We start from the raw sequence: 26,769 nt of genomic DNA on the forward strand, positions 1-26,769 counted from the left end.
TATTTTACCCCTCACTCTTCAGACAACTTTCTAATTATAGAATATACTTGTTGCGCACTTGTTGCCTCTATGAATTCAATATGATGTTCTTTCAATGTATCAAAGAATTTCTTTTGAATATCAATAATTCTTTGATCTTCCAACCTCATATTCTCAGCTTTAGTTTCAACAAGTACATACACACTTGAATCATTATCTTTTTCAATCATATATATAAAGTCTGGCGTTGTTGAGCCCCCAGTATATTTTGGAACCTGAATGGCCCGTCTAGGTAGCTTTCCAAAAACAGTTACCTTATCATTATATCCATGGCGTAACAAGTCTCTTTCAGGTGTTACACTGTCATACCTCATTGGAGGAAGTTCATAGAGATAGCGATTATCTTCTTGCGCTTGTTCATCAATATTTACTCCAATAACTTCTGCATTGATATCATCCACAAAACTATCCATTTCAGGATTATAAATTGCTGTACGCGCTTGAAAATCTAACTTTTTATATTCATAAGCTTGTGCAAATATTTCATCAAACCGCTTTTTAAATTCTCGGATAATATTATTAAGAGATAATTCACTTAAGTATCTAGCATCACCTTTTAAAGATGACTTCATGAGTTTGAATAAGTTTGCATGGATCTCTTTGATAGGTATACCTGTTGCTATATTAATTCTTTTAACAAACTTTCCGTAAGCCATACCCGGCAAGTATATACGTTGATATTCATTTTCTTGTTCTCGCAAAACAACACTCTCGTTGTCATCACTTGCATGCAGCGATTCCTTCATTTGCATAGGAACTTCACGTTCATATAAACTGTGGTTACCCACTATTTGTTCAGCCATAAAACTAATTGTTTCTGGGATACGTTGAAATTCCAACATATAACGATTGGAAAATTGTTGCCACAACTCTTTCACCTTTTCCCAATTTTCTTTTCTTAATTTTACACGAACTTTTATTGAATGTTTTTTTGTATCTATAACCTTTCCTTCTCGTAGGCGATTCGTATTCAATTCAGGGTATAGTTCAACTAACCATTCAAATCCACTTTTTTGAACGCCTCCAATATCAATAGATTCTTTAAACTCATTTTTCCTATTAATAATACCCAAATTATCTAAATGCTCCAGTAATCTTTCGTCCGTAAATTCTGGATTTACTTTTTTTCGTTTGGTGACTATTAATTGAATCATATCTTCCGTTAATTTTTCTTCGTTTAATTGAAGCTTCGCATCACTATTGATCTCACCAATGAGTTTTTGTGCAAAATCTTTTTCATCATAACCAATTAAAAATGCTAGTCTAGTCGGCCACTCATCTTGTTGAATTCTATGACCCGTTTCATCCACTGGTAATCGTAATCCTCGGCCAACTTCTTGAATTTTACTGTTGTCACTACCAGAAGTACGCAATTTAGCAATAACAAAAACATTTGGGTTATCCCATCCTTCACGTAACGTCCATTTTGAAAATAAAAAACGTCTCGTTTGCCAATTACCATTTTCATCTTTAAAACTTAAAAGCTTTTCTTTATTTTTCAAAATATCGTCAACTTCTGCTTGAATCGATTCATCACCAGAACCCCGATCTTCCCCAAAATATCCTGCATGTACATTTTGATTGTCACTGGCTAAACTTGATTGGGTAGCCCTTAGAAATTCTAAATACTCTTTTTCTCTAGGTAGACGTTTGAATTCATATTCCGCTACTAAGCGAGAAAGCTTTTCTTTTAATAAACGTTCAAAAGTTGCTTTTAGCCACCCATCATCCTGACGATAACTAGTAATACTATCAATGAAAAAGAGACTTAATGTTTTAATTCTTGGTACATTATTTTCCCTTTGATTCGCTCTTAAAAAATTAGCTTGTTCAATTTCAAAGTGCTTATCAATTGCATCTTTAATAATCAACTCCTGATAAGTTGAGCGATAAGTACCTGGAATCAAGGTCATACCTTTTTCAAGCTCTAATTCATTACTTAACATCTTTGAACCAGCATATTCAATATCACCTTCAAAACCTGAATCTACTTCTGCTAAATTATCACCAACATGAAGTATCCAGCTCTTACTATTTTGCTTAAGTACCAGTTCCTTTGCCTTCACACTATCTACTACATAACGGTTTTTTGCTTGTTCTTCTGTTAGATTTGGATAATAGATATCAATCCCTTTTACCAAACCATTATTAAAGCTCTCAATTGCATTCAAATCAAATTGTGGTTTTTTTCGATAATAATCTTTCTTAGTAATTTTATTACTACCTTTGCCCGTAGTAACTTCTGGAAATGTTGCTCCGAAACGGATAATCACTTGGGGTTTAATAGCTTCAATTGATTGATAATTAGCCTTATCTCTTGGGAAACGATGCGGTTCATCAATAATGACTACTGGACGTGTATCTTGTATAGCCTCTATTGGACTTGTCGTCCCTCCAATTAATGTCTGATCATAATCGTTATTACGCATGCTTTTTGAACGTAACATATCAGCATTAATTAATAATACTTCAATAGTATTAGAATTTTGTCTACTTCCTTCAACAAAATTAAGTAATTGAGCCGGGAAATTTCTGCGTCCAGATTTAGATTTAAAATCACCCGCATTAATTACATTTAATTCGATTCTTACGTTTTCATAAAATTGAGAGAAATGCTGCTTCGCATAATCACTTTGTATGAAGTTTTTAGCTCCTTCTTTAATCGCAGGACTCGGAACTACAATCACAAACTTGAAAATACCATACTGTTGATGCATTTCGTACATTAATCTTGTATAGACATAAGTTTTTCCTGTACCAGTCTCCATTTTCACATCGATATTAGAGATTTCATTATATCTGCCACGAATTAATGGATTAGCATATACATAATCCACATCAGAATCGTTGGCAGCATTATCTATTCCTGTGAAATTTTCCAAAATAGCTTTCAAACTCTCTTCTTGGTGAGGCAGTTCTTCTAATAATATTTTCATTTTATATTCACTACCTCCCTAATATCTCTTAACTAAATTTATTTTACTATTCAATTGCTTCAAGCCAAGCTCCAATTCCCTTATACTTTCCAAACCAAATGAATATCCATATAAGACAATTGTTTGAACAACTAATTTATTAGTTCCAATCAAATTCAAAAGTTCTTTTGTTTGTTCAGAACTCCAATGAGGATTAATTAAATACAAACGACTATTGTCTATATAACTGGCTTGATAACCATTTAAATTAATTCTTTCAACATCTATCCCCATTTTATAACCATCTGATACTAACCAAGTTGTTATAATCGTGTCCTCTCCACTAGCATTGCCATCAACTTTTAATCCTTTCGATGAAAACGGCTGAATCATATCGTCAAATCCACTTTCTGATAACTGGTTGAGTTGTCCACTCGAATCTTTGAACAAACCAGATTCAATATCAAATGATTCCAAATCATCCAATGTTGGTTGTTCTGAAGAAATCACTCGATAATGTTTAAATCCACCATCAAATTTCTCAGAAAGCGTTAAACCTGCTTCTTTTTGAATTTTTTGGCTTGCCCTCTTAATTCGTTCCCTACTAATTTCATCAATAGACATATACCCTAAACTATAAGCATTTTTACTTACACTATCATTTTTAGGTACTACTTTCCCATCATTATTAATAGTATATGTAAGCTCATTTAATTGAGCCAATATAAACTTCCTATCACATTGTTGAGCTGCATTTAATTTCATTACCGCGTCAGCAGTCGTTGCTGAGCCTGCAAAAAAGTCTAATATGATAGCTTTGTCATCAGTAAATACTTCGATAAAATATTCTATTAAGGTCGTTGGTTTAGGATTACTAAACACTTCCTTTGAAAAATAATTAAGAATTTCTTGGCTACCTGAAGCAGTAGTCCCTTTATCTGAAAGGATACTTCTAGGTTTTTTACCGTTTGGAATGCGTTGTTTAAAATGCACATTCCACTCACCTGCTCTATTTTTCACAAACTTTACTTCACCATTTTCTAAATCTTGATAAAATCTTCCTTCTGATCTTAACCAACTAATTTCGTTTCCTTGTTCATCATATTGTAGAATAGTTCCGTCCGGAGCTTCTATTGGATAGTATTGTTTTCCTGATTTCCTTTTAAATGTGTCCCAATAAAACCTTCCATAAGCATCTTCTTCTTTATATCTTTTTACATACTCCGAGTTATAAGACTCAAATAATTTTGGAACAAGATTAATGTTCTTTGCATAAACAAGAACAACTTCAGTTTCTTCCGCAACATGTGTTGAATCATTACCTCCACCTTTTTTATTCTGCCATGTAAATGGAGGTAACTTGTTCCCTTCACCAAATATTTCATTGAGGAGTAGTGTCAAATTAGCTTGTTCATTATCGTCTATTGATAATAAAATAACTCCATTTTCCTTAAGTAACCTTTTCGCCAGCCATAATCTCGGATACATAAAAGTTAACCAAGCTGAATGAGTTGCTGTTCCCTGAATACTCTTCAATCTTTCAAATTCTTTATCATTCATACCAAACATATCTTTAAGCGTTTCATCGTCAAACTCAAATTTATCTGGATAAATAAATCCATCATCCCCAGTATTATATGGAGGATCAATATAAATCATATCGATAGAATTGTTATAGTTATTTTGCAAATGACGCAATACTTCTAAATTATCACCCGTAAAAAATAAATTCTTACTTTTTTTATTTTCATCTAAATTATTATGGTCATTATTTGGAACTATAACTGTTGTGGGATGTTCGCCCGCTTGTTTTTTTGCGTAATCTTTCCCTATGAATTCTAGTTGATATCCGCTTGTTAACTCATTAATATTTCTTTCTTTTAAAGCACGTTGAAATTTTTCTAAATCAAATTCTCCCTCTTCAATCAACGTGCCCTCCTCATCAAATTTGCTCTCTGTAAAAAATTCTGGAAGCTTTTCTTTCAATTCCTTTAATAAACACGTATTAGACTTTACTTCTTCATTATATTTCAAGTTGTCTTGCAACATTCTGCACACTCCCTCTATAAATATTGATATATCAATGACTAATGTTGGCTCTGAGTTTCTAAATCATATTCCTCAGAATCATACATCCGCCAATAAATTGTAACTATCGATACAATTAATAATACTTGCAAACACTTCACTATTGGATAGAATAATCTCTAATAAAGTGTTTCCAAATTCTGAATAATGTATTATTGTGTATATTAGGATCTTCTCATTACTTATAATATCAGATGCCCCTATATCTCTAAATATCTAATTGCTTATATACTCTTTCATTTGTCAGCCTATTCTACCTATAGGGCAGAATGATGGTAATATCAATTTAGCGACTCAATAGATTAATAAACTAGGGAATAGATACCAGTTTCACCTTTGTATCCTTTTAAGCACTCTTAAGATTAATTATATTAGAGAAATATTTTAGGACAAGTAAAATTCCTCATCGTTTATTATTCACCCAAATAAACCTTCTTCTTATACTAATTAGTAAATATTGAACCCTTGCCTGCATATTACAATTATTACATTTTAGGATAATAAAATTTTGTCTAACAAAGCCTGGCATACTTTTACCACTTATATTTATTGATAAAGCATATAGACCACATATAATTATAACACAATAGACATACCTAATATTTATGTCGAAATAACCGCTCGTGCCTTATCTGGCTCCTAATTTTTTTATAATAAAACTCACACTGGCTTCATGTAACCGTTTATCCATGCTTTTATAATTTGAATGCGCCACCAACAAATAAAAGCATCTTGCGAGAACTCACTTGTTCCATGGGAAAATAAATTCGGTCTCTTATCCATTATTTAATCCCCTTTATATCTAAGTGCTATTCCCCAACATTTAACACTTCTAAAACCTCCCTAAACAACACCGAACCTCTCCCAATAACCAACTCCAAAGGAACTTCCTTAACTCGCCCATCTCCCACAACCATAACAACCCCACTCTCATAATCAACCCAAATCTGAACATCCTGCACATAATAACTCTTAATAGCAGAAGCCTCATCTAAATTGCGATGATCCAGCTCAACCTTAACTTGCTTCGTAAAACGTCGCAGCGTTTTCCAAAGAGTTCGTTCTTCCTTTGATTTCATGAATATTTCCGGGAGTTCTTGCACTTCTTTTAATAACGACATAGTTGTTATTGTGTATGTTTGAATGCCATATCCTACCGGGCGGATGAGGTGTTCTAGTTTTTTCCATGGCTCTAGTTTGAAATATACATACTCATCGTTTTGTTGCATTTGAATGTGTTTGATTTTTGCTACGTATTGGATTCCGCCTTTTTCTCCGTGCCATTTTTTTGATGCATATAATGCTATACACTTCGCTTCTTGCCATCCTGGTTTTAGCTGTTTGATTGGTAATTGATATACGCCATTCTTTCTATACGTTTCATAATCACTTTCAGTTTTCACGCTGCCCACTAATACTTTTTCTTCTAGTGATGAATGCCATTCTTCTTTTGTGCCTCTTGGAAGGATGCCTTCTCTTATAATTTCTTCTGGGCTTTTTTCAATGAGATGGTCTAGAAATTGTTCGACTAGTCTTGTTGCGTTTGGTAAGAATGGAAAGCCACCGATATTTACTTTTTCGATACTTTTATAAAATGGATGGTTCTCGTACGCTTCCTCTTGGTTCCATGGGAATAATACGTACGCTCCGTAAGCTGTCCGCTCAAAAGGTCCATCTTGTTCCACAACTAATGCATCTCTGTAGCGGTGCATTGTATTAATGTCTTCTTCCATTGGGCCAGGAGTACCATACTTCTTTTTATAATGAGACCTTTCAGCAAAATCAATTCGGTATTTCGCATCAAAAATGTATTGATATTGATAGTTCTTTCCCTTTTTCTCAATAGCGAGCATCGTATCTGGTTTTTGTGTAACTGTTGGTAGTCTACCGTTTCTTTTCTGGAAATACGGATGTGTTGTTTCGTCCATGTTTACCGTTCCGATAATATATACATTTGATGGGATAGTAATGTGCTTATTCGTAATTGATTCTGGAAGTACTGGTGACGTAACAATTTTTCCATCTTTCCATTTACGACTCTCAATTACACTTAAGAAATCACTAAAATAGTATTCCACTCGAGCTAAGTTCATCTCGTCCAATACTACAAAATAAGGACTATTTGGATTTGCATCTGCGGCTTCAAGCACTTTAATTAACGGTCTTTCTTGAAACTCCCCTTGGAGGTTCACATAACCAAGCAAATCAGAACTATCACTCCAATCAGGTCGAACCGGAATAAGCGTAAATTGTCCATTCTCTTCCGTTGCTCCTAAACTCTCTGCAAACCACTGCACAATTTTCGTTTTTCCTGTACCTGAAATACCTGATAAAATTACAAATGGCTTTGTTTTTAATGACAGGAAGAAATTAATAAGATCCTTTTTCTCATAAAAGAAACCTTTACTTTGAATATAAGAAGACACGTGATCGATAATTGATTGCTGATCTAAATACACTTCTTTCCTCTCATAAATCATTTCATATTTCGTTCCTTTCTCTTTATACGCTATGAATCCCTCATAATAGCGAAGCATTTCTTCTAGATCTTCTACTAACTCTTTTTCACTTGGCATTTTATTGGCATCGTATACAATATAAGCTGCGGTTGAATTCGCATATCCTTTTGCTTTTGAGCTTGTTCCTAGGAAAATCTCATCATCTTTTTTCACCTTTTGAGACATATGTATTTGTTCACGGATCTCTTCTTTAATTTTTTGCATCTCTTCTTTAGTTGTTTCTGTCACACCTTGCGCCAGCGTTAAATATAATCGCTCCATATCTTCACTAAACAAATAAACGATATAATAACCTCTCTGCGTAGATGTCGTAATATCTTTATTCATAATCGCAAGCCATGGAACAGCAGCCCAATTCCCTTGTCCAACTGACCCTGTAACAACATACTGACTATGATCAATAAATGGTAATCTCGTTATTTCCGTTGTCATCTCATTCCTAACAAACGATCCCATTTTATGACCCGCAAATCTTTCTGTTCTTGCCTGTAAATACTCATTCAGAACCGTTAAAAACTTTTCACGTAAATTACTGTTCATACTACCGCCCTTTTCTCCATCGTCTTTTGCATATTGTTCAACAGGAATCCATTCATCATTAATTAGTCCTACTTGTTCAAGCCAATCTAATAGGTTATTTGTTCGCCGCTTCGCTACTGATTCAACCATCAAATTATCTCCTGTTGAATTTCGGACAATCGTCATTCCAAAATCAACTAGAGCTTCTTTCTTTTCACCCTTTGAATATTTCTCTAGCAATCCAAGAACAAATAAAGCATGACGGAAATATTCCTGCCTTAAAACTAGCTGTGCTATATAAGCATTCTTATCCTCTGATTGAACATATTCATTTAATAGAAGCTGATTCATTTCATGAGATTCATTCAAAAGCCCAATAATCTTAAATCCTGGCGCGCATTAGATTTCACTCTATATAAATTTTCATCCGTTTGTTCACGTAACGTACTTGGATTATATGTACCATTTATGATCTCTTCTAAAAAGAGCATGACTTTATCGTATTTTTCGCTTGGTAGATTATCGGTTTTGAATTCTTTAAATGTAATAGCTCCCGATTCCTTTACATCCACAAATGGAAGCTGTGAAAAGAAAGCTACCATGAAAGTATTACATTCACTCACTTGTCCAAAATCTTCACTCTTTACTGTACGCATAGCTATAAATTTTCTCCAAGCATCCTTAAGAATTTCAAAGCTCACTTTAAAATAAGGTGGTGCTTTCTCTTCATATTGCTCATGTGAAAATTTAGCTTCAACGTATAATCCTTCATCATCTTTATTTATAAACAGATAAGCTTTATCATCATTTATATCTTCAACCTGCTTTATTGACTTAGCTAATTCCATTATGAGTTGCTCTAACATTTTCATCCCCACCGTTACAATTAATTACAATTACTACTATTTTACCAAACTATGTATAAAAGAAAGTAATCTTTTATACATGGGTACGTTTCATCCTCTAAGAAATTTAATTTTTGTTAAGAAATAATAAATTTCCAAATTTTATTATTTCTCTATTCGTTATACAATATAAAATATAAATATTTCCAACAAAATTTATATCTTTATAGATAAATGAAGGGATTGAAGGAAGAGGTATGGCAATCATTGATGAACAAAACTTTATCGTGACTGAGCAGTTTGGAAAAAGCGGAGAAACGGGGGAGCTAAAAGTTTGGGAAGCAGTACGACAGGCTTTTAGCTCCCGAGAATGCTTAGGTTACTGGAAGTACCCTATATTTTCAAAATCCGGGCATGGTAGAAAAGAACCTGATATTCTCATTGCAGATCGAAATCTCGGTTTAGTGGTTATAGAAGTAAAATCAATTCACATTAATCAAGTCAAAAAATTAAATGGACACCGTTGGGAATTCGAAAATTTTTACACAAAATATGGAAATCCCTACGAACAAGCCGAAGATCAATTATACGCACTTTTAAATAATTGTAATACATTCCCAGAAATCAGAAATAAAATCACAGGTAGAGTATTAGTTGCATTACCCTATATAACAGAAGCCGAATGGAAAAGTAAGGGATTCGATCGTTTGCCATCTTGTCCTCCAATTATTTTTAAAGATCAATTAGGAAAAGCTAGCTTATTAAATAAAATCGAATCTACTTATGTTACGCAATCGGGGGAAGAACTAATCGAAGAACGTTGGGAACTACTTTTATCTATATTAAGTGGTGCGCCTCTACATATAAAACAAGAAAGAAAAATCATTGGACATGAGCATAGTCGTTCTGCTGTGATCGCAGCATTAAATAAAAGCCTTTACGAATTTGATTTAAAGCAAGAAAGAGCAGGAAAAACTATTCCACCAGGAGCACAGCGCATTCGTGGTATCGCGGGATCCGGAAAAACCGTTTTACTTGCTCAAAAAGCAGCACATATGCATTTAAAACACCCAGATTGGGATATCGCACTTGTTTTCTTTACAAGAAGTCTTTACGATTCGTTCATTGCACAAGTAGACAAGTGGTTACGCCATTTTAGTAATGGAGAAACTTGTTATGATGAGATCGTAAAAAGAAAAATCAAAGTTTTGCATGCTTGGGGAGCAAAAGATCGTGAAGGTTTTTATCGTTTTCTATGTAGACGTCATGGAATAATACCTAAAAAACCATCAGATTTACCTTCAGGTTCTCCAAGTGAAAAGTTTGCCTATGCTTGCACTGACCTATTAAAAAATTCACATATCTACCCTGTCTTCGATGCCGTATTAATTGATGAAGCACAAGATTTAGTAGTAGGTGACCATGCTAAATATAATGGAAAACAACCTTTTTATTGGCTCGCCTTTCAATCACTCCATCCAATAAACGAAAGTGCTCCCTATGATCGCCGTTTAATATGGGCTTATGATGAAAGTCAAAGTCTAGATAGCCTAAAAGTTCCTACTTCCAAAGAACTTTTCGGTAATGATAAAAACTTTAGTAAAATGGTGAGCGGTCTTTATTCTGGAGGAATTAAAAAAAGTGAAATCATGCAACGTTGTTATCGTACGCCAGGCCCAATTCTTACTGCAGCACATGCAATTGGAATGGGACTATTACGAGATGAAGGAATGCTGCGTGGTTTAACAACTAGAAAAGATTGGGAAGGAATCGGTTATGAAGTACAGCAAGGTAGCTTTAGATCCGGTGAAGAAATTGTGCTACATCGCCCAAAGAAAAACTCTCCAAACCTTATTCCCTATCAATGGAAAGGTGATGTTTTACAATTTCAAACTTACGATTCCAGGGAAGCAGAACTTAATGCGCTTACAAAATCTATAAAAGAAAATATTGAGAATGATAAATTAAATCTTTCAAGAGACATTCTCATTATTACCCTAGGAGAAGGAAAAACACTACAAAAGGCCGTCTCTGAACATTTGATGAAAGCTGGCATAAATATCTATATTCCAGGTGCCTTAGAAAAAAATTATCTCTTCCCAAAATGGCCAAAGGAAAATCGTGATAAATTTTGGGAAGATGACGCTATTACGATTTCACAAATCCACCGTGCTAAAGGTAACGAAGCACATGTTATATACGTAGTTGGTTTTGATCTTATTGCATCTAAAGAAGACAATATCCAGCTTCGCAATCAACTATTCGTTGCATTGACAAGAACACGTGGATGGGCTACTTTAACAGGAATTCAATCTACCTCGCCAATGTACGATGAAATGAGAAGAGTTATAGAAAGTGGCAACACCTTCAAATTTACTTTCAAACGACCTCCCATTCATAATGTAAACGAAGAAGAAGAGAACTATATTACAAACTGATAAGATAAGGAGCAGCTAATAAATGATAAGCAGCTCCTTATCACTTATTATTTAATCAAAATGGAGCTCTAGACAATCCTTTCTTTTCCATAACGAATTTTTTCTGACTACTAGATAAACATTCCCAAATACTTTTTAGTTTCCAATCCTCTAACTGTAATAAGTTTTCCTGCTCCCTTTTTTTCTTAATAGTTAACTTAAAATGCGATTTATTAAAATCAATATCAGCTTTCTTAAGCCTCCATATTAATAAACTTAATTGCTTAGGAGTGAAAGCTTTTCTTTCTTTAAAATACTCAATAAAGTTTTCAATAATAAACTCATTATCTACTGAAGCCAATTTTACTAAAGTATTTAAGACGCTTTTTTCTTTCGCCTCTGTGACTAATTTATTTCTATCTTTATTCACTTTCTTCTTTGCATCTTCAGACGATAATTTAGTCCCCTCATCATTCACAACTACAATGTTAAACTTTTTAATACATTCTGACCCAATTAATAGCAGATTTCCATTTTGTTTGTTCACAATTTCAAATTGATATCTGATATTAGAATGATCGCATAAATGACATATTTCATCTGCAATTTCTATATCAAACATGTTCCCCTCATATACCCATTCCCCCAAAGCCTTTTTTAAATTATACTTTTCGTTACTCAAAGGAAAAATGTTTTTCTTAGCATTTTCTATCCAATTCATTCAACCACCCCATATATTAATATTTGAATTAGTTTTAGATCCTCATGCTAGTATAAAAATATAAAACTCTATTCACTCTTGAATATATATCAAATTTTATACATCAATAATTTAATATTGTTCAGTTTCATATTTTATAATATTAGGTTCAAAAATATTCCTAACTTAACTCACGCAACAATTACAATTACTACCATTTTATCAAACTACATATATGTATAAAAGAAAAATCATACGCCATACCGTATGATTTAATAATTCCTATTATCCCCCACTAACTCCCCATACTCCTGACTACTCTGCTCAAGAAACATCCTACTCTCCCCACTCCCCTTATAAAAACTCTCCCAACCCCGCTCCCTCAAAATCCCCTTCCAACTATCACTCTCCACCATCCTCTTAATCACACCATCCCAATAAGCAACCTCTTCTTCCGTCATATCTTTCGGGCCCATAATTCCCTTCCAGTGCTGGAATATGACGTTGATTCCTTGTTCTTTCCATGTTGGGATTTCTGGTAGTCGGTCTAGTCGTTTTGGTGCGGATACGGCTAGTATTTTTATTTTGCCGGCTTTGTATTGTTTTTCGGCTTCGGATAGGGTCATGGTTGCGGCGTTTATTTGTTTGTTCGTTAGGGCGTTTATGATTTTTTCTTTGTTTTCGTAGACGAAGAATTGTAGTTCGGCTGGGTTTATGCCGAATGCTTTGCTTACTTGTACGAAGGATAGGTGATCGTCGTTTCCTAGGCCTGGAGCAACGCCGATTTTGAAGTTTTTCTTGTCTTGTTTTAGTTGTTCCATTAGTTCGTTTGCGTTTTCGATGTTTGATTCTTTTGATACGACAACAACTTCCCAGTCTGACGCAAGTGTTGCGAGCGGTGTGAAGTCTTTATATGTTAGTTTACTGTGGCCTAGTAGGTTGTTCGTTATGAGTAAGCTTGAGTTAATCGCCAGTACGTGACCGCCTTTTTGTTTCGTATATTTCCATCCGACATCACCGCTGCCACCTACTTTGTTTGTAACTGTGATTGGTTTTGTGAAGATTTTTTCTTCTGTTAGTGTTTTTTGCATCGCTCGTGCCGTTAAGTCCCATCCGGCTCCTTGAACGTTCGGTGCAACGATTTCTACTTCCTCTATGTTTACTGTATTCGTTTGAGATTTTTCCGAGGAACAACCAGCTATTACTCCTGTCATGATCCATATACATAGTAATAATCGTTTTTTCATAGTCCTCGTCCTATTCGGTACTTTCGTTCTGGTCGTCCAATAATGCCGTATGTGTATTCTACTGTGCATTCGTTTGTCGCTACTAAATATTCTAAATACCTTCTTGCGGTTGTTCTGGAGGCCCCCATTTGTTCTCCCATTTCTTCTATTGTAATGCCCTCGTCGAATCCTTTTATAATTCCTTTCACCTTTTGCAGTGTTAACGGATCGACACCTGTAGGTAAGTTTTTTATGTCTTGTGTTTGTGAAATGCCGAAGAAGTTATCGATGAGTGCTTGATTTACTTCATTGTTACTATGTAATAGTTGTTTCTTTCTTTTATAGTCTTCAATTGTGCGAACAAATTTTTCTAACGTAACCGGTTTTATAAGATAGTTGCTTACGCCGTTTCGGATTGCTTTTTCTAGCATATGGTTTTCATTTGCCGCTGTTACCATAATGACGTCAACGTTTGGAAAATCGGCATGGATTTTCGGCAATAAGTCCGTACCGATTCCATCTGGTAAGTAATTATCTAATAGAAGTAAATCGATTTCTTCCCTTTGTAGTAGTTCCATCGTTTCTTTTGCGTTTAATGCTTTTCCAATCACTTTTATATCCTTTATTTTTAATAAAAACTCTTCCTGAATTTGCGCGACGCGGAAATCATCTTCTGCAATTGCAACCTTCAACATATGCCCATCCCCCTGTTTGTCATATACTTTCTCTCAATGTTTTCGGAAGGTAAATTGTAAAAATAGCTCCCCCATTTTTCTCATTTTGAATCTCAATTGTTCCCTCGAGTAGATCTACCATTTCTTTCACGTTTGCTAGTCCGTAACCACGATTATTTCCTTTCGTTGAAAATCCTTTTTGAAAAATGGTCGTGATTTTTTCTTCCGGTATTCCTATCCCGCTATCTATCACTTCAAACACAATATCGTGCCCAATATCCGTAACGAAGAAGGAAACACTCTTTTCCTCTCGTTCACTCACCGCATCAAACGTATTATCGATTATGTTTCCAAGAATCGTAATGAGGTGGGACACTTTTATATGGTCTGGTAACGGATGAAGCGCACTATCCCCTTCAATATGAAAATCAATTTTTTTCTCAGAGGCTGTTGCGATTTTCCCTAATAAAATAGCTTGTACTTTCGCATCATGAATTTGATGAAATAAAATATGGTTTTGGCTTTGATGAATATTAGATTCTTGTTGGATAAATTCAATCGCTTCTTTATAATGTCCTAACTGAAGTAATCCTGATAAGACGAAAAGCTTATTTGTAAATTCATGTGTTTGAGCGCGTAAGTCCTCGGAATACTTTCTTACCTCAGATATCGTATTCACTAAGTTTTGCAGTTCTGTTTTATCTCTAAAACTACATACAACGCCTACCGTACTGTTATTTTCGAGTATTGGCGTCATGTTTAAAATAAACACTTTATCTTGAAATGCGATTTCTTGATCGTTTTCTAGTACTCTCTCCATATGAAATTCTGGTAAAACTTTTGAAATGTGCTGCTGCATATAATCACCATTTACATGCAGCATTTCTTCTGCTGACGTATTCATCATCGTAATAGAACCGTTTTGATCGATAGCAATAATTCCTTCTTTTATAGATAGTAGTATCGCACTTCGTTCCCGGTATAGCGCTGCGATTTCATTTGGCTCTAAACCGAGTGTGTCTTTACGAATGCTACGCGCTAAAAGGATGCCACCTACAATGCCGGCTAATAACACCGCTAAGGAGAAGAGGATAATTTCTTTCGTTCTACTCAATATGTTAGATTCAATGCCTTTTATTAAAAACTCTACTGTCACAACGCCTACTACTTGATCATAGTCTCCGTTATGAACAATAATGGGTGCCTTCGCCATTAAAGCTGGACCACTTTCCCCATTTCCTTCGAGCGTATAATAACCGCCAAAAGTGAGTGCTTCATAGTTATATGGATTGTTACTCTTTGTACCAATCAACTCCGAATTAGAATGCGAATACATAACTCCATAACGATCTTCTATAATGATATAATCTGCACCAGCTTGCTCACGAACTTGTTCCGCAATGGATTGGATCGTACTTTTATGCTCGTTATTTTGAAAAGCATCTTTTATAGCAGGCATAAAAGAAAGCGACTTAGCCGTTTGCAGTGCTAACTGTTCTACTTGGCGCTTCGTATCAACGGACTGAATGTAAACAAATATTCCCGCTAATAGGAGAACGACAAATAAAATTAACGCGATAATTAAGCTTACTATTTTCGTTTGTAATGACACTGTGCGTGATTTCTTCATACTTCATATCCTTTGATAAAATATTCTAAACTATCAATCTCCTTTTTCTATTATTATGACAAAACGAATAATGAAGCAACTATTAAAACTCTCCATGTACATAAAGTACAAAAAGAATAAAATTGTCATAATATTGAGATTTCGTACCAAAGACAGTACAATTCAACTACAATGAACACGCTTTCATAATTGTTATTTTATTTATAAGCCAGAGGAGGAATGATTATGGCTCAAGTAAAATCTAACCGAGTCGCCGGCAATATTTTCAAAGGTTCTGTCGGCAATTTAATTGAATGGTACGACTGGTACGTTTACTCTGCTTTTGCTGTTTATTTTTCAGCAGAGTTCTTTCCTAAAGGAGATCCAACGAGTCAGTTACTGAACACAGCGGCTATTTTCGCAGTTGGATTTTTAATGCGTCCTATCGGAAGTTTATTAATGGGACGCTATGCGGATCGGCACGGACGCCGGGCAGCATTAACGCTTTCCATTACAGTTATGGCCGGTGGTTCTTTCATTATCGCCTGTACACCTAGTTACGAAAGCATCGGTATTATGGCGCCTATTATTTTAGTTCTTGCTCGTTTACTTCAAGGATTATCACTTGGCGGAGAATACGGAACTTCCGCAACATATTTATCTGAAATGGCTAGTAGTGGTCGCCGTGGTTTTTATTCAAGCTTCCAATATGTAACGCTCGTTGCTGGACAGATGGTTGCGTTAGGCGTTCAAATTGTTCTTCAGCAATTACTAAGCGAACCAGATATGAAAGCTTGGGGCTGGCGCATTCCATTCATTATTGGAGCGATGGGTGCAGTAGCTGTATTATGGCTTCGCCGTACGATGGATGAATCGGAGCAATTCGCAAACATAAAATCACAAAAACGCGAAAGCGCAGGAACCATTAGCGCTCTTATGAAACACCCGAAAGCAGTATTAACAGTAGTCGGCCTAACACTTGGGGGCACTGTTGCATTCTATACGTACACAACATATTTACAAAAATTCATGGTAAACACAGTCGGCCTTCCGAAAGAAGTTGTAAGCTGGATTAACTTTGTCGCACTACTTATTTTCGTCGTACTTCAACCAATTGCGGGGTTACTATCCGATAAAATTGGACGCCGCCCACTATTAATGACATTCGGTATTCTCGGAACGTTACTAACAGCACCAATTTTCTTCTTTATGGAAAAAACGACAGAACCAATCGTAGCATTTTTACTCATGATGGTCGGCCTTATTATCGTTACTGGTTACACATCGATTAACGCAATTGTAAAAGCAGAACTCTTCCCAACTGAAATTCGCGCACTTGGCGTAGGTTTACCATATGCACTAACCGTTGCGATATTCGGCGGAACAGCAGAATTCATCGCTTTATGGCTAAAGAGTATTGGAATGGAGTCACTATTCTACTTCTACGTAGCCGGATGTATCGCGATCAGCTTTATTACGTATTGGCGTATGGATGAGTCATCGAAGACTTCGCAGATTGAGGCGGAGCTTGGTGGTGGGGATAAACTAGCTAATAATAAATCTAGTTAAAATTATGTATTCTATGATCTTCGTTTATCTGAAAAAGTATAATTCATTAATGTGCAACTTAAAAACTTCTACTTATATGTAGAGGTTTTTAAACTTTATAACAGAAAACATATTCAAATTTACTTTTCTTCTTTTTTGATTATGACATGTATTATTTATAATACATCATTATGAAACGAAAAAAAGAAGATTATAGAGGTAACATCTCATGTGTATCAACTTAAGAAAAATAAATACCTACTTTATAAGATTCACCAAGCTCAAGTATTCTCTCATTTAAAGTCTTGAAATGCCGTAGAATACTTGAGCTATTGTTTTGCACTAAAACTTGAAGCCTGTCTACCATTTACATATATTTATACATATAGATATCATTCGAAAACACTGGCGGTTCGTTTCACTTTGTGGTAAATTAAACCAATTGAAGTATAAAAATTATTTCCAAAATGAAGATAATAATTTATAAATATAGTTAACATTCTATTCTTAGTAAGTGGTTAAACAAGGTGATACTTTAAATCATTTAGAAGTTTTCTATCTAATTATACTAAAGTTGAGTGGTGAAACTAATATGAGCCAATGGCTAAGTAATGATAAAATAGCAGACCACGATTTTGGCGGTTGCATATTAAAATTTTTATTAGGTATGAGTATCATTTTTATACTTATTCTATATCCTATTTATTGGCTGTTTTTTCAAGAAATCGAAAAACCTCTTGTAAAAAATACGTCAACTAACCAAGCAAATCACATAGAAATTACAGGGATTTCATATGGACATCTCTTCGATGATAAATACATAAAAATTTACTTTAAAGAAAAAAACAAACTTGTAGAGAAAACAAAAATAAGGGTGGCTAATTTTAATATTGTTAATAGTTCAGACCTTTATGAAATTTCATGGAAAGATAATACTAAAGTTTCAATAGTAATGAAATTTGAATATGAAACTAAAACATTGGAATATGATTTCGAAACGGAAAAAATGGGTGGATATATGAACAGCACAAATAATAACTTATTATAGCCTAATATTCCAAATATATAGGATACACTTCCAAATCATAAAAACTTTTTCCTACTATTTATATTAAAACAACGAAAGGGGGGTGACACTTTGAACAAGTGGGCTATATTATCTTTAGCTTGTGTACCTTACGCTCTTTTAACTATAGTAAATGAAGATACATTAGAAATAGGTGGCTCAGCAAATATATTTTGGAAGATTGGATTATTTGCACCACTTATAGGCGTTTTATTTTCAGCTGGAGCCAGTAAAACTTACCAACGCGTTATGCTTGCCCTATTTAATTTAAGTTACTATTTTGTACTCTACATCTATATGATATACACTTTTTAAAATACTCTTATACTCGTTTTATGAACATATATTTTGGAGAGAAAATCATGAAAAATAAAACATACTATTTGTCAATAATTTTCACCAGTCTTGTTTGTTTATTTTTATTTACAAAAGCTTTAGGATTTATCCTCTGGATAAATGGTGCACCAATTGACAAATGGGTAGCTTGGGTTGGTTTATTTGCTATTCCGATTTTCATCTACTACTCTTTTCCAGGACGAAGTTTAAAAAAAACACAAAAAATTGTAACCATAGTTATAATAATAGTTCAAATCATATGGCTAAAATGGGCCATTAATCAGTCCAAATATTATGTATATGTTAACAGTAATAACATTCTCCCATCTCCATATATAATTCAGGAGACTCCAAATTCAAATACTCCTATTTCTCTTGGTCAAAGGCTTTTAACTAACTATACATTTTATAAATCAATTCATTCATATCTATATGTAAGAGAAAATGTCACAAAAAGTGATCGAGGCATTGTTGATTGGATAAAACATTTTGATAGCGAAATAAAAGAAGAAGAAGACGACGGGCGCATCTATATAGAAACTTATAAGGGGAAGTTATTTTTCAAGTAAATTGTAAAACTATCCTTAATATTATCTATATAAACAAAAAAGCACCAGGTCCCCCAGTGCTTTCCCCCACCCTAAAACAAATGACAAGCCACCTCATGCCCCTTCGCAATCTCGACCATCTTCGGTACTTCCTGTGCGCATTTTTCAGTCGCGAATTTGCAGCGTGTTCTGAATTTGCAGCCGGATGGTGAGTTTAATGGGCTTGGTACTTCTCCCTCTAGGATGATCCGTTCTTTGCCTATGTTTGTTGGATCTGGTTCTGGCATGGATGAGAGTAGTGCTTGTGTGTATGGATGTGCCGGTTTTGTGTATAGGTCTTCGCTGTCGGCAATTTCTACTATGTTTCCTAAGTACATGACTCCGATTCGGTCTGATATGTGTCTTACCATAGATAAGTCATGTGCGATAAATAAGTATGTGACGCCTGTTTCTTCTTGAATGTCTTGCAGCATGTTTACGACTTGCGCTTGAACTGAGACATCTAGTGCTGAGATCGGTTCGTCGCATAAGATGAAATCTGGTTTTACAGATAGTGCGCGCGCGATGCTGATGCGCTGGCGCTGACCCCCGCTAAATTCGTGCGGGTAGCGATATAAATGTTCTTCTTTTAAGCCTACCTTTTTGAGCAGGTCTAATATGATTTCTTTTTGTTCTTCTTTTTCATAAGATCCGTGAATGTTCATTGGCTCACTAATAATTTGGAATACATTCATCGACGGGTTTAATGATGCGTATGGATCTTGGAAAATGATTTGCATTCGTTTTCGATATTCTTTTAGTTCACTTTCTTTTAAACTTGCAATGTCTTTTCCGTCGAATAAAACGTTACCTGAAGTAACGTCGTGTAAACGAATGATACTTCTTCCTGTCGTTGATTTTCCGCAGCCCGATTCTCCTACTAATCCGAATGTTTCACCCTTTTTAATTGTGAAGCTTAAGTCATCGACTGCTTTTAATTGCTCTGTTTTTCTGCCGAATAGTCCTTTTTTAATAGGAAAATACTTTTTTAAGTTCCGAACTTCAATTAAGTTTTCTTCACGCATGGGAATCACCTACTGTCTTATCGTTTAACCAGCACATAGAACGTCTTTCGTTTCCAATTTCAAAATATGGCGGACGTTCTTTTTCACAAATGTCCATCGCATGCGGGCAACGCTCTGCGAATGGGCAACCTTTCGGCGGATGTAATAAGTTTGGCGTTACACCTTGAATGGGTGCGAGTCTTTCTTTTACGCCGTTCGATATTTTTGGCAAAGAATTTAATAGCCCCTTCGTATATGGATGGTTCGGCGATTGGAAAATATCAAGTACAGGTCCTTCTTCCATAATAAGCCCGCCATACATAACGATAACGCGTGTACAGTTTTGTGCGACTATTCCTAAGTCATGCGTAATAAGAAGTAACGCCATGTTCGTTTCGTTTTTTAAGTTTTTCATTAAATCTAGTATTTGTGCTTGTATCGTTACATCAAGCGCTGTTGTCGGTTCGTCCGCAATGAGAAGGTCTGGATTACAAGACATCGCCATTGCGATCATAACTCGTTGCTTCATTCCACCGCTTAGTTCATGCGGATATTGTTTTACCCTTTCTTCTGGTGACGAAAGGCCGACTTGTTTTAACAAGTTGACCGCGATGTGCTCTGCTTCTTTCTTTTTCACTTTTTGATGACGTATAATTACTTCCGTCATTTGCTTCCCAATTTTCACGACTGGATTTAGCGCCGACATTGGATCTTGGGATATAAGTGAAATTTGATTTCCTCTAATAGAACGCAATTCTTTTTCAGATTTAGAAAGTATGTTTTCATTATGAAAAAGAATTTCCCCTTCTTTCACTTTTCCTGGTGATGTAACGAGAGACATAACAGACTTCGCCATCACACTCTTTCCGCTTCCAGATTCCCCAACGATACCGACTACTTCACCTTTATTTAAACGGAATGTAACACCTCGAACCGCTTCTACTTCGCCGCTTTCTATGAAAAAAGAAGTCTTTAAATTTTTCACTTCTAATAGTTTTTCAGACACGCTTCTCACTCCTTTCACGTAACACTTTAGTTTTCATTTCCAGCTCCTTTTGGCGCGAAAGCTTTCTTCAATGCTTCACCAATTACGTTAAAACTAAGTACCGTTAAAAGAATAAGGAATCCTGGGAAGAGTGTTAAATACCAAGCTTCACCGATATATCCTTGCGCATTGTTTAGCATGCTGCCCCAAGAAGAATCTGGTTCTCTAATACCTAAACCTAAGAAGCTGAGTGATGATTCCATTAAAATCGATGTCGCAATTGTTAATGTCGCAGCGATAATAATGGTGGATAAAATGTTGGGAATGATATGTCTTACAATAATTGCAAGTGATTTTTGTCCTGATACTTTTGCATATAAAACATACTCCCGCTCTTTTACGGATAGCGTTTCTGCCCTTACAATACGAGCAGTGTCCATCCATGTTAGTAATCCAATAATAAGAACTAACGTCGTAATCCCTGGTTTTAAATAAGCATTTAATAACAGCATTAAGAAAAATGATGGAATTGACATAAGTACTTCAACAATTCGCATTAAAAAGTTGTCTAACTTTCCGCCAAAATATCCGCTAATTGTTCCAACTGCGGTACCGATTGTAATAGAAACAACCATCGCTAGAAAACCGACCGCAAGTGAAACTCTTCCACCATATAACGCCCTCGTTAAATAATCCCTTCCGTAATCATCCGTTCCGAAAGGATGACTCATACTCGGTTCTTGTAAGCGATCTGGAATCGACATTTTGCTAGGATCATACGGTGATACAAATGCAAATATCGATGCAATCGTTAAAACCGCCAGTATAATAACTCCCATTAGTACAAACTTATTTTTCGTAAAACTACTTTTTATCGTTTGAAATCTCCTATTATTCATTCCAAATCACCCCCTCATTCGAATGCGCGGATCTACTACGCCATATAAAATATCAGCAATTAAGTTACCGAGAATTAACATGAAGGATGATAGTAATGTAATTGCCATAATAATTGGATAATCAAATCTAAAAATAGCATTTACCCCAAGTGAACCAAGACCCGGCCATGAGAATACTGTTTCCGTAATGAACGCTCCGCCTACTAAACTTGGAATAGATAATCCGAAAATTGTAATGATTGGTATTAATACATTTCGAAGTACGTGATTAAATAAAACGGTTTTCTTCGAAGCACCGTACGCATATTGAATTTGTACATAGTCTTCTTCTAATTGTTGAATTGTACTGGAACGAATATATCTCATATAAACAGAAACGTTTTGGAACGCAAGCACCATACAAGGTAAAATACCGTGCTGCACAATATCCAAGAAGGAATCTTGACCGACTGTACGCATACCCATACTTGGAAGAAGGTTCAACTTTAAAGAGAATAAATAGATTAATAGTAAAGCGAACCAAAAGACTGGCATTGAGATTCCCACATAAGAGATAAAGTTTACAATGCGATCAAAGATAGAATTCTTTTTCACACCTGTAAGTAGTCCAAGCGGGATTGCGATTACAAATGAGACGAGTAAAGACGATCCCATTAAGCCAATTGTCGCAGGTAACCTTTCTACAATAAGATCTAAAACTGGACGATGGTTTTGAAGTGAATAACCAAAGTTCCCTGTTAAAATATTTTTTAACCATAAAATATACTGCATATAAATTGGTTGATCGAGCCCTAAACTTGTACGAATACGCTCAACATCAATTGGACTCATATTCGGTGTGACAAAGTTTCGAACAGGATCACCCGGTGCTAGTTTTATTAATAAAAAAGAGATAATAGAAATAACAAATAAAAGCGGAATTGCATTTAAAAGCCTCTTCGCAATTACTTTATACACAAACTTCCCCCCTCAAGCTAAAGAAGCTGATTTCCACCAGCTTCTTTACTGTTTGTTTCTTATTTCACTTCATAAATCTTAGATAAATCTTCAAACATTGTGACAGGAATTGCTTTTGCTTCTTTTAATCCATCAAACTTTTTATCTACTGCAATAACCGCTTTCGGATACGCAATTGGTAGATAAGGTAAATCTTCTCTAGCTGTCTCTTGAATTTTATGGTATAGTTCTGCTCGTTTTGTTTTATCTGTTTCAACTGCAGCTTCTTCCCATAACTTATCAAAATCAGCGTTTTTATAACGTGCATAGTTGTATTCAGCATTACTTAAGAATAAGCTCTTATATGAATCTGGCTCAGGTCCCATTATGTAACCACCAAATGTAATGTCATATTCTTTATTCTCTTTATCTAAGCCTTTTTCACTTGCTGCACTAGCATCTAATGCATTCAGTTCAACTTCTAAGCCAACTTCTTGTAATTTTTGTTGTGTATAAAGCGCTAAGCTTTCCATAATTTTATTATTCGTTACATACATAACGCGTACTTTTTCTTTATCTTTCACGCCAGCTTTCGCTAATAAATCTTTCGCTTCTTTCTTATCATACTTATAATCTTTAATGTCTTTTGCATAATACATAGCATCCGGCGTTAAAATTGAATTTGCTGGTTCTGCAAATTGACTAGAAACGAATGCAGAGTTAATCATTTCTTTCTTATCTAACGCATGCGCAATTGCTTGGCGCACTTCTTTTTTCTTCATTAGATCTGTATTTTGGTTATACGATAAGTAGAATAATCTACCTTCAGGGAATGTCACCATTGAGAAGTTCCCAGTGCTATCTAATTTCTTAAAGTCTTGCGGCTCAATCATCTTCATATTGATTTGACCATTTTGTAGTGAAACATTTGCTGTATTACGGTCTTTTACAACGCGATAGACGATAGAGTCTAATTTCGCTTTACCACCTACATAATCATCGAATCGATCTAATGCAACGTACTCATCTGATTTATACTCTTTAAACTTAAATGGACCTGATCCTACAGGTTGTAAGTTTTTCTTACTCTTCGCTAAATCTGCTTCCCCTTCAAATACATGTTTCGGAATTGGGAAAAAATCATTCATCACACCTTCAAAAGATGCGCTTACTTGTGGTAAAACGAATTGAACTGTTAACTCGTCTACTTTTTTCACCTCAAGCGGTTTTCCTTTAAAAACAAAGTTTTCACGACTTGAGCTATTTTGCTTCTCATCTAAAATAGATTGGAATGTAAATGCTATGTCGTCTGATGTAATTTTCTTACCATCATGCCATTTCAAATTATCTTTTAACTTCAATGTCCATGTTAATTGATCTTCTGAAGGCGTAAAGCTTTCAGCAAGAACAAACTTTTTCTTACCGTCTTCCATATGATACAGCGGTGCATATAAAGCTTGCTGCACAGTTAACGACACACGATCATTCGCATAAAGCGGATTCATCGTCTCTGGGTTATCGCTAACACCAATCGTTAACGTTCCTCCATCTTTCGGAGTCCCTGATTTACTAGTGCCCGCTTGCTTCGAAGAATCTTTTCCTCCAGAACAAGCCGCTAATGCAATAAGTAGTATTAGGACAAATGGTAATGCAAATAATTTCCGTTTCATCTTTCGGCCCCCTCAAACTAGTTATACCCATAAGAAAACTCGGAATTAATCCCGAGTTTTCTTATAAGTTTTAAATTACCACTACCTCTATATAAAGTCAAACTTTTTTGTAAAACTAGAAGGCTTGAAATCTATTTATGCATTCTTGCGATAAACTATATTAATGCGAAGAGCAAAATAAGTTAAAAAACTAGTATCCTAAAAAATTCCTCTTAAATGATTGTTATATATGATTGAAAATGTAGAATGCGATTAAAGATAAAAAAACACTTTTTAGGAGGTTATCATGACATTTGATGAATTGAAAAAAACCAAACCAACAACATCATGGGTTGAGTATGATGAAGACGGGGAATTTTTCACTGAAGAAAATATAAGTGCAACAAATAAGGTTCTTGACACTTACATTAACAATTTACAGCAATTAGGTGAGAATCCAACCGAAGCCGAAGTCATGCAAGTTGTTAAAGAGGTCGTTATTAAATTAAATGAACTAAATATCGAACATAACCATTTTATCGAAACAATGGAAAGAGAAGATCTCTATGAATTTATCGATGCAGCAGCACGAATAGCTGGCTTAGAATCGGAAGAAGACATAACAGAAGAATGGCGGGAATGGTAAAAAGTTGCACTTCTACTTGTTAGAGGTGCAACTTTTTTCATACGCTAATTGAATTCATGATTTGATATCCGCATAGGATTCACATGTTCCAACATAATATCAATTTGATTTTTACCACGAGGATTTAATGATAAATAAATATTGGCACTTGCTTTAAGCAAATAAAAACTAGCCCTTTCTTTTAACTGGCACATAGAGAGAACCTTAAATTTAGATATATTTACGTCATTAATTTAAATTAACAAAGGCTTTATTCATTCCATATCCATAATGTTTTTCCATTCTTCATCAATCCTATTTCTATTTCTCACTATTTTTTCACCAGTAGCATCTCTTGACTGAATAAGTAACCTCTGTACACTTTGTTTAGCAAATACTAACCACTCAGAAAAGTTGAATGCTAATGGATTTCCATGATACATCATAATTTTACCTATGTTTCCACTGACCGCCACAGAATGAGCAATGAAAATCATTTTTTCTAGCCTAATATTATTTTGTATCGATTTTAATTCTTTTATATAGATTGGGTATAAAAATTCATCTTTTGATAAAGTAAATTTAAAATACATTTTAGTACACATTTCTATAATCGCTGGTACCGTACCCATTGTTAAAAATTGCCTTATATCATATCCTTCTACATACATCCACCTTGTTATGTCTGCAATTGTTTTGCTATTCTCACCTAAATTTCCAAACTGTAATAACTGAGTAAACCCCCATCCTGGAATTGGTATTCCCATTTTAGTACATACATCTGATAAAATGTGTCCCAGCCAAATTAACGGTGCGAATATTTTATTATCCATAGGGAAATCTTGATATTTTTCAATTGGAATACAATGTATGATCCCTTTCGAATCAATTAAGGTTGTCCTACCATTAAACATGTCAATTAGTCCGAATATCAAACCAAACAATGGATCGTGACCTAAATTCATCATTCTGTGCGTCTTAGGATAAAAGCCATTTACTTGATTTGTATAATCAGGAAAGGCTTTTGTTGTACTCGCATCAAAATTCACCTTACATTTTTCTTCTAATAGCTGAAAGAAATCATTTAATTTACCATTCTCGTCTATACCTAAAGTACGAAGCCATTCAGTAAATGGACTTCCACCTTGTTGGTACTTTTTTAAATAATTGGTATTTTTCGGTACCTTTACTAAAAACAAATCGACTATTGCTCCAACAAGACCAATTACAACAGAAATAGTTATATCTACTTTTGTTAAAGATGGGATTAGGTCTGCACGATTGTTCACATCATTTAACAGTTGTTTTTCTAATTCATCAGATATATTTTTAAAATATTCTTTAGAATAGATTTTTAAATTATTATCTATATGATTTGTTTTTTCATTAATAATCACATCTTGCTGTAGATTCGATTTAGAAAACAAATTTGAAATTTCTTTTTCAAGTCTCTCTATTTCTTCTAAGTTCTCCTGATTCATTCTGTTAACATAGAATGAATCAGAAGTGATAGAGCTTATACTATCCTGTATGGAAGAAAATTCTTCATTAAAATCAATGATTTTCTTTTTTGACATTTTTAC

20 protein-coding genes and 1 pseudogene are annotated in these 26,769 nt (G+C 34.8%); 6 read left to right on the forward strand and 15 right to left on the reverse strand.

What is annotated here, in order from left to right; genetic code table 11:
- Positions 1 to 11: 11 nt before the first annotated feature.
- The 5 genes and pseudogenes from RTP99_RS17055 to RTP99_RS17075 form a co-directional block, all read right to left on the reverse strand.
- Positions 12 to 2,975, reverse strand: a complete 2,964-nt coding sequence (locus RTP99_RS17055) for a type III restriction-modification system endonuclease (protein WP_000698184.1) — start codon at positions 2,973 to 2,975, stop codon at positions 12 to 14.
- Positions 2,976 to 2,993: 18 nt separating this feature from the next.
- Positions 2,994 to 5,003, reverse strand: coding sequence for a site-specific DNA-methyltransferase (locus tag RTP99_RS17060; protein ID WP_000938709.1), 2,010 nt, complete (start codon positions 5,001 to 5,003; stop codon positions 2,994 to 2,996).
- A 691-nt stretch (positions 5,004 to 5,694) separates the two neighbouring features.
- Positions 5,695 to 5,825, reverse strand: a pseudogene (locus tag RTP99_RS17065) (PD-(D/E)XK nuclease family protein); the annotation flags it as partial.
- A 26-nt stretch (positions 5,826 to 5,851) separates the two neighbouring features.
- Positions 5,852 to 8,431, reverse strand: a complete 2,580-nt coding sequence (locus RTP99_RS17070) for an MrcB family domain-containing protein (RefSeq protein ID WP_225991085.1) — start codon at positions 8,429 to 8,431, stop codon at positions 5,852 to 5,854.
- A 14-nt stretch (positions 8,432 to 8,445) separates the two neighbouring features.
- Complete coding sequence (locus RTP99_RS17075) at positions 8,446 to 8,946, reverse strand: hypothetical protein (protein ID WP_011040052.1); 501 nt, start codon at positions 8,944 to 8,946, stop codon at positions 8,446 to 8,448.
- 236 nt (positions 8,947 to 9,182) lie between these two features.
- Between RTP99_RS17075 and RTP99_RS17080 the strand changes: the two genes are divergently transcribed.
- Positions 9,183 to 11,363: an ATP-binding domain-containing protein gene (locus RTP99_RS17080; RefSeq protein ID WP_000974579.1), complete on the forward strand. Its 2,181-nt coding sequence runs from the start codon at positions 9,183 to 9,185 to the stop codon at positions 11,361 to 11,363.
- A gap of 55 nt (positions 11,364 to 11,418) precedes the next feature.
- Here the strand turns inward: RTP99_RS17080 and RTP99_RS17085 are convergent, their stop codons facing one another.
- The 4 genes from RTP99_RS17085 to RTP99_RS17100 all read right to left on the reverse strand — a co-directional run bounded on the left by RTP99_RS17085 (position 11,419) and on the right by RTP99_RS17100 (position 15,572).
- Positions 11,419 to 12,063, reverse strand: a complete 645-nt coding sequence (locus RTP99_RS17085) for a hypothetical protein (RefSeq protein ID WP_001104028.1) — start codon at positions 12,061 to 12,063, stop codon at positions 11,419 to 11,421.
- 251 nt (positions 12,064 to 12,314) lie between these two features.
- A complete protein-coding gene (locus RTP99_RS17090) occupies positions 12,315 to 13,289 on the reverse strand; it encodes a tripartite tricarboxylate transporter substrate binding protein (protein WP_046646435.1) in 975 nt (324 codons plus the stop codon).
- Entirely contained in the window at positions 13,286 to 13,963 is a 678-nt protein-coding gene (locus tag RTP99_RS17095; RefSeq protein WP_000921497.1) for a response regulator, read from the reverse strand. Before RTP99_RS17095 ends, RTP99_RS17090 begins: the two co-directional genes overlap by 4 nt.
- Before the next feature lie 19 nt (positions 13,964 to 13,982).
- The gene (locus RTP99_RS17100; protein WP_000749701.1) at positions 13,983 to 15,572 is read right to left on the reverse strand and encodes an ATP-binding protein; all 1,590 of its coding nucleotides are present in this window, start codon (positions 15,570 to 15,572) and stop codon (positions 13,983 to 13,985) included.
- A 225-nt stretch (positions 15,573 to 15,797) separates the two neighbouring features.
- Here RTP99_RS17100 and RTP99_RS17105 point away from each other — a divergent pair, with 225 nt between their 5' ends.
- The 4 genes from RTP99_RS17105 (at position 15,798) to RTP99_RS17120 (ending at position 19,070) form a co-directional block, all read left to right on the forward strand.
- The gene (locus RTP99_RS17105; protein WP_000079848.1) at positions 15,798 to 17,120 is read left to right on the forward strand and encodes an MFS transporter; all 1,323 of its coding nucleotides are present in this window, start codon (positions 15,798 to 15,800) and stop codon (positions 17,118 to 17,120) included.
- Positions 17,121 to 17,691: 571 nt separating this feature from the next.
- Positions 17,692 to 18,147: a hypothetical protein gene (locus RTP99_RS17110; protein WP_000084805.1), complete on the forward strand. Its 456-nt coding sequence runs from the start codon at positions 17,692 to 17,694 to the stop codon at positions 18,145 to 18,147.
- A gap of 90 nt (positions 18,148 to 18,237) precedes the next feature.
- Positions 18,238 to 18,480, forward strand: a complete 243-nt coding sequence (locus RTP99_RS17115; protein ID WP_001045661.1) for a hypothetical protein — start codon at positions 18,238 to 18,240, stop codon at positions 18,478 to 18,480.
- Positions 18,481 to 18,527: 47 nt separating this feature from the next.
- Positions 18,528 to 19,070: a hypothetical protein gene (locus RTP99_RS17120; RefSeq protein WP_000792410.1), complete on the forward strand. Its 543-nt coding sequence runs from the start codon at positions 18,528 to 18,530 to the stop codon at positions 19,068 to 19,070.
- 71 nt (positions 19,071 to 19,141) lie between these two features.
- Here the strand turns inward: RTP99_RS17120 and RTP99_RS17125 are convergent, their stop codons facing one another.
- Genes RTP99_RS17125 through RTP99_RS17145 form a run of 5 tightly spaced genes read right to left on the reverse strand, consistent with a single transcriptional unit; the run spans position 19,142 to position 24,582 of the window.
- Positions 19,142 to 20,113 (reverse strand): ABC transporter ATP-binding protein, encoded by a 972-nt coding sequence (locus RTP99_RS17125; protein ID WP_001206445.1) that lies wholly within the window; start codon positions 20,111 to 20,113, stop codon positions 19,142 to 19,144.
- A complete protein-coding gene (locus RTP99_RS17130) occupies positions 20,106 to 21,098 on the reverse strand; it encodes an ABC transporter ATP-binding protein (protein WP_001291153.1) in 993 nt (330 codons plus the stop codon). The genes RTP99_RS17125 and RTP99_RS17130 overlap by 8 nt, the downstream gene beginning before the upstream one ends.
- A gap of 26 nt (positions 21,099 to 21,124) precedes the next feature.
- The gene (locus tag RTP99_RS17135) at positions 21,125 to 21,976 is read right to left on the reverse strand and encodes an ABC transporter permease (protein ID WP_001065304.1); all 852 of its coding nucleotides are present in this window, start codon (positions 21,974 to 21,976) and stop codon (positions 21,125 to 21,127) included.
- A 6-nt stretch (positions 21,977 to 21,982) separates the two neighbouring features.
- Positions 21,983 to 22,933 carry an ABC transporter permease gene (locus tag RTP99_RS17140; RefSeq protein WP_000278794.1) on the reverse strand — a complete coding sequence of 317 codons (951 nt, stop codon included), beginning with the start codon at positions 22,931 to 22,933 and terminating at the stop codon, positions 21,983 to 21,985.
- Between the two features lie 59 nt (positions 22,934 to 22,992).
- Positions 22,993 to 24,582, reverse strand: coding sequence for an ABC transporter substrate-binding protein (locus tag RTP99_RS17145; protein ID WP_000823589.1), 1,590 nt, complete (start codon positions 24,580 to 24,582; stop codon positions 22,993 to 22,995).
- A gap of 286 nt (positions 24,583 to 24,868) precedes the next feature.
- Here RTP99_RS17145 and RTP99_RS17150 point away from each other — a divergent pair, with 286 nt between their 5' ends.
- On the forward strand, positions 24,869 to 25,207 hold the full coding sequence (locus RTP99_RS17150) for a hypothetical protein (RefSeq protein WP_000141793.1): 339 nt from the start codon (positions 24,869 to 24,871) through the stop codon (positions 25,205 to 25,207).
- A 254-nt stretch (positions 25,208 to 25,461) separates the two neighbouring features.
- Here the strand turns inward: RTP99_RS17150 and RTP99_RS17155 are convergent, their stop codons facing one another.
- Positions 25,462 to 26,763 (reverse strand): hypothetical protein, encoded by a 1,302-nt coding sequence (locus RTP99_RS17155; RefSeq protein ID WP_000038219.1) that lies wholly within the window; start codon positions 26,761 to 26,763, stop codon positions 25,462 to 25,464.
- Between the last annotated feature and the right edge of the window lie 6 nt (positions 26,764 to 26,769).

This window comes from Bacillus sp. (in: firmicutes) (assembly GCF_031983925.1).
In the GTDB taxonomy this organism is placed as follows: domain Bacteria; phylum Bacillota; class Bacilli; order Bacillales; family Bacillaceae_G; genus Bacillus_A; species Bacillus_A pacificus.

Excerpts from the sequence above, each read along its gene's own strand:
- RTP99_RS17085 (WP_001104028.1), bottom strand. The coding sequence starts at position 12,063 with ATGAATTGGATAGAAAATGCTAAGAAAAACATTTTTCCTTTGAGTAAC.
- RTP99_RS17110 (WP_000084805.1), top strand. The coding sequence starts at position 17,692 with ATGAGCCAATGGCTAAGTAATGATAAAATAGCAGACCACGATTTTGGC.
- RTP99_RS17070 (WP_225991085.1), bottom strand. The coding sequence starts at position 8,431 with ATGAATCAGCTTCTATTAAATGAATATGTTCAATCAGAGGATAAGAAT.
- RTP99_RS17095 (WP_000921497.1), bottom strand. The coding sequence starts at position 13,963 with ATGTTGAAGGTTGCAATTGCAGAAGATGATTTCCGCGTCGCGCAAATT.
- RTP99_RS17075 (WP_011040052.1), bottom strand. The coding sequence starts at position 8,946 with ATGTTAGAGCAACTCATAATGGAATTAGCTAAGTCAATAAAGCAGGTT.
- RTP99_RS17155 (WP_000038219.1), bottom strand. The coding sequence starts at position 26,763 with ATGTCAAAAAAGAAAATCATTGATTTTAATGAAGAATTTTCTTCCATA.
- RTP99_RS17120 (WP_000792410.1), top strand. The coding sequence starts at position 18,528 with ATGAAAAATAAAACATACTATTTGTCAATAATTTTCACCAGTCTTGTT.
- RTP99_RS17055 (WP_000698184.1), bottom strand. The coding sequence starts at position 2,975 with ATGAAAATATTATTAGAAGAACTGCCTCACCAAGAAGAGAGTTTGAAA.
- RTP99_RS17100 (WP_000749701.1), bottom strand. The coding sequence starts at position 15,572 with ATGAAGAAATCACGCACAGTGTCATTACAAACGAAAATAGTAAGCTTA.
- RTP99_RS17090 (WP_046646435.1), bottom strand. The coding sequence starts at position 13,289 with ATGAAAAAACGATTATTACTATGTATATGGATCATGACAGGAGTAATA.
- RTP99_RS17125 (WP_001206445.1), bottom strand. The coding sequence starts at position 20,113 with ATGCGTGAAGAAAACTTAATTGAAGTTCGGAACTTAAAAAAGTATTTT.
- RTP99_RS17150 (WP_000141793.1), top strand. The coding sequence starts at position 24,869 with ATGACATTTGATGAATTGAAAAAAACCAAACCAACAACATCATGGGTT.
- RTP99_RS17135 (WP_001065304.1), bottom strand. The coding sequence starts at position 21,976 with ATGAATAATAGGAGATTTCAAACGATAAAAAGTAGTTTTACGAAAAAT.
- RTP99_RS17145 (WP_000823589.1), bottom strand. The coding sequence starts at position 24,582 with ATGAAACGGAAATTATTTGCATTACCATTTGTCCTAATACTACTTATT.
- RTP99_RS17060 (WP_000938709.1), bottom strand. The coding sequence starts at position 5,003 with ATGTTGCAAGACAACTTGAAATATAATGAAGAAGTAAAGTCTAATACG.
- RTP99_RS17105 (WP_000079848.1), top strand. The coding sequence starts at position 15,798 with ATGGCTCAAGTAAAATCTAACCGAGTCGCCGGCAATATTTTCAAAGGT.
- RTP99_RS17080 (WP_000974579.1), top strand. The coding sequence starts at position 9,183 with ATGGCAATCATTGATGAACAAAACTTTATCGTGACTGAGCAGTTTGGA.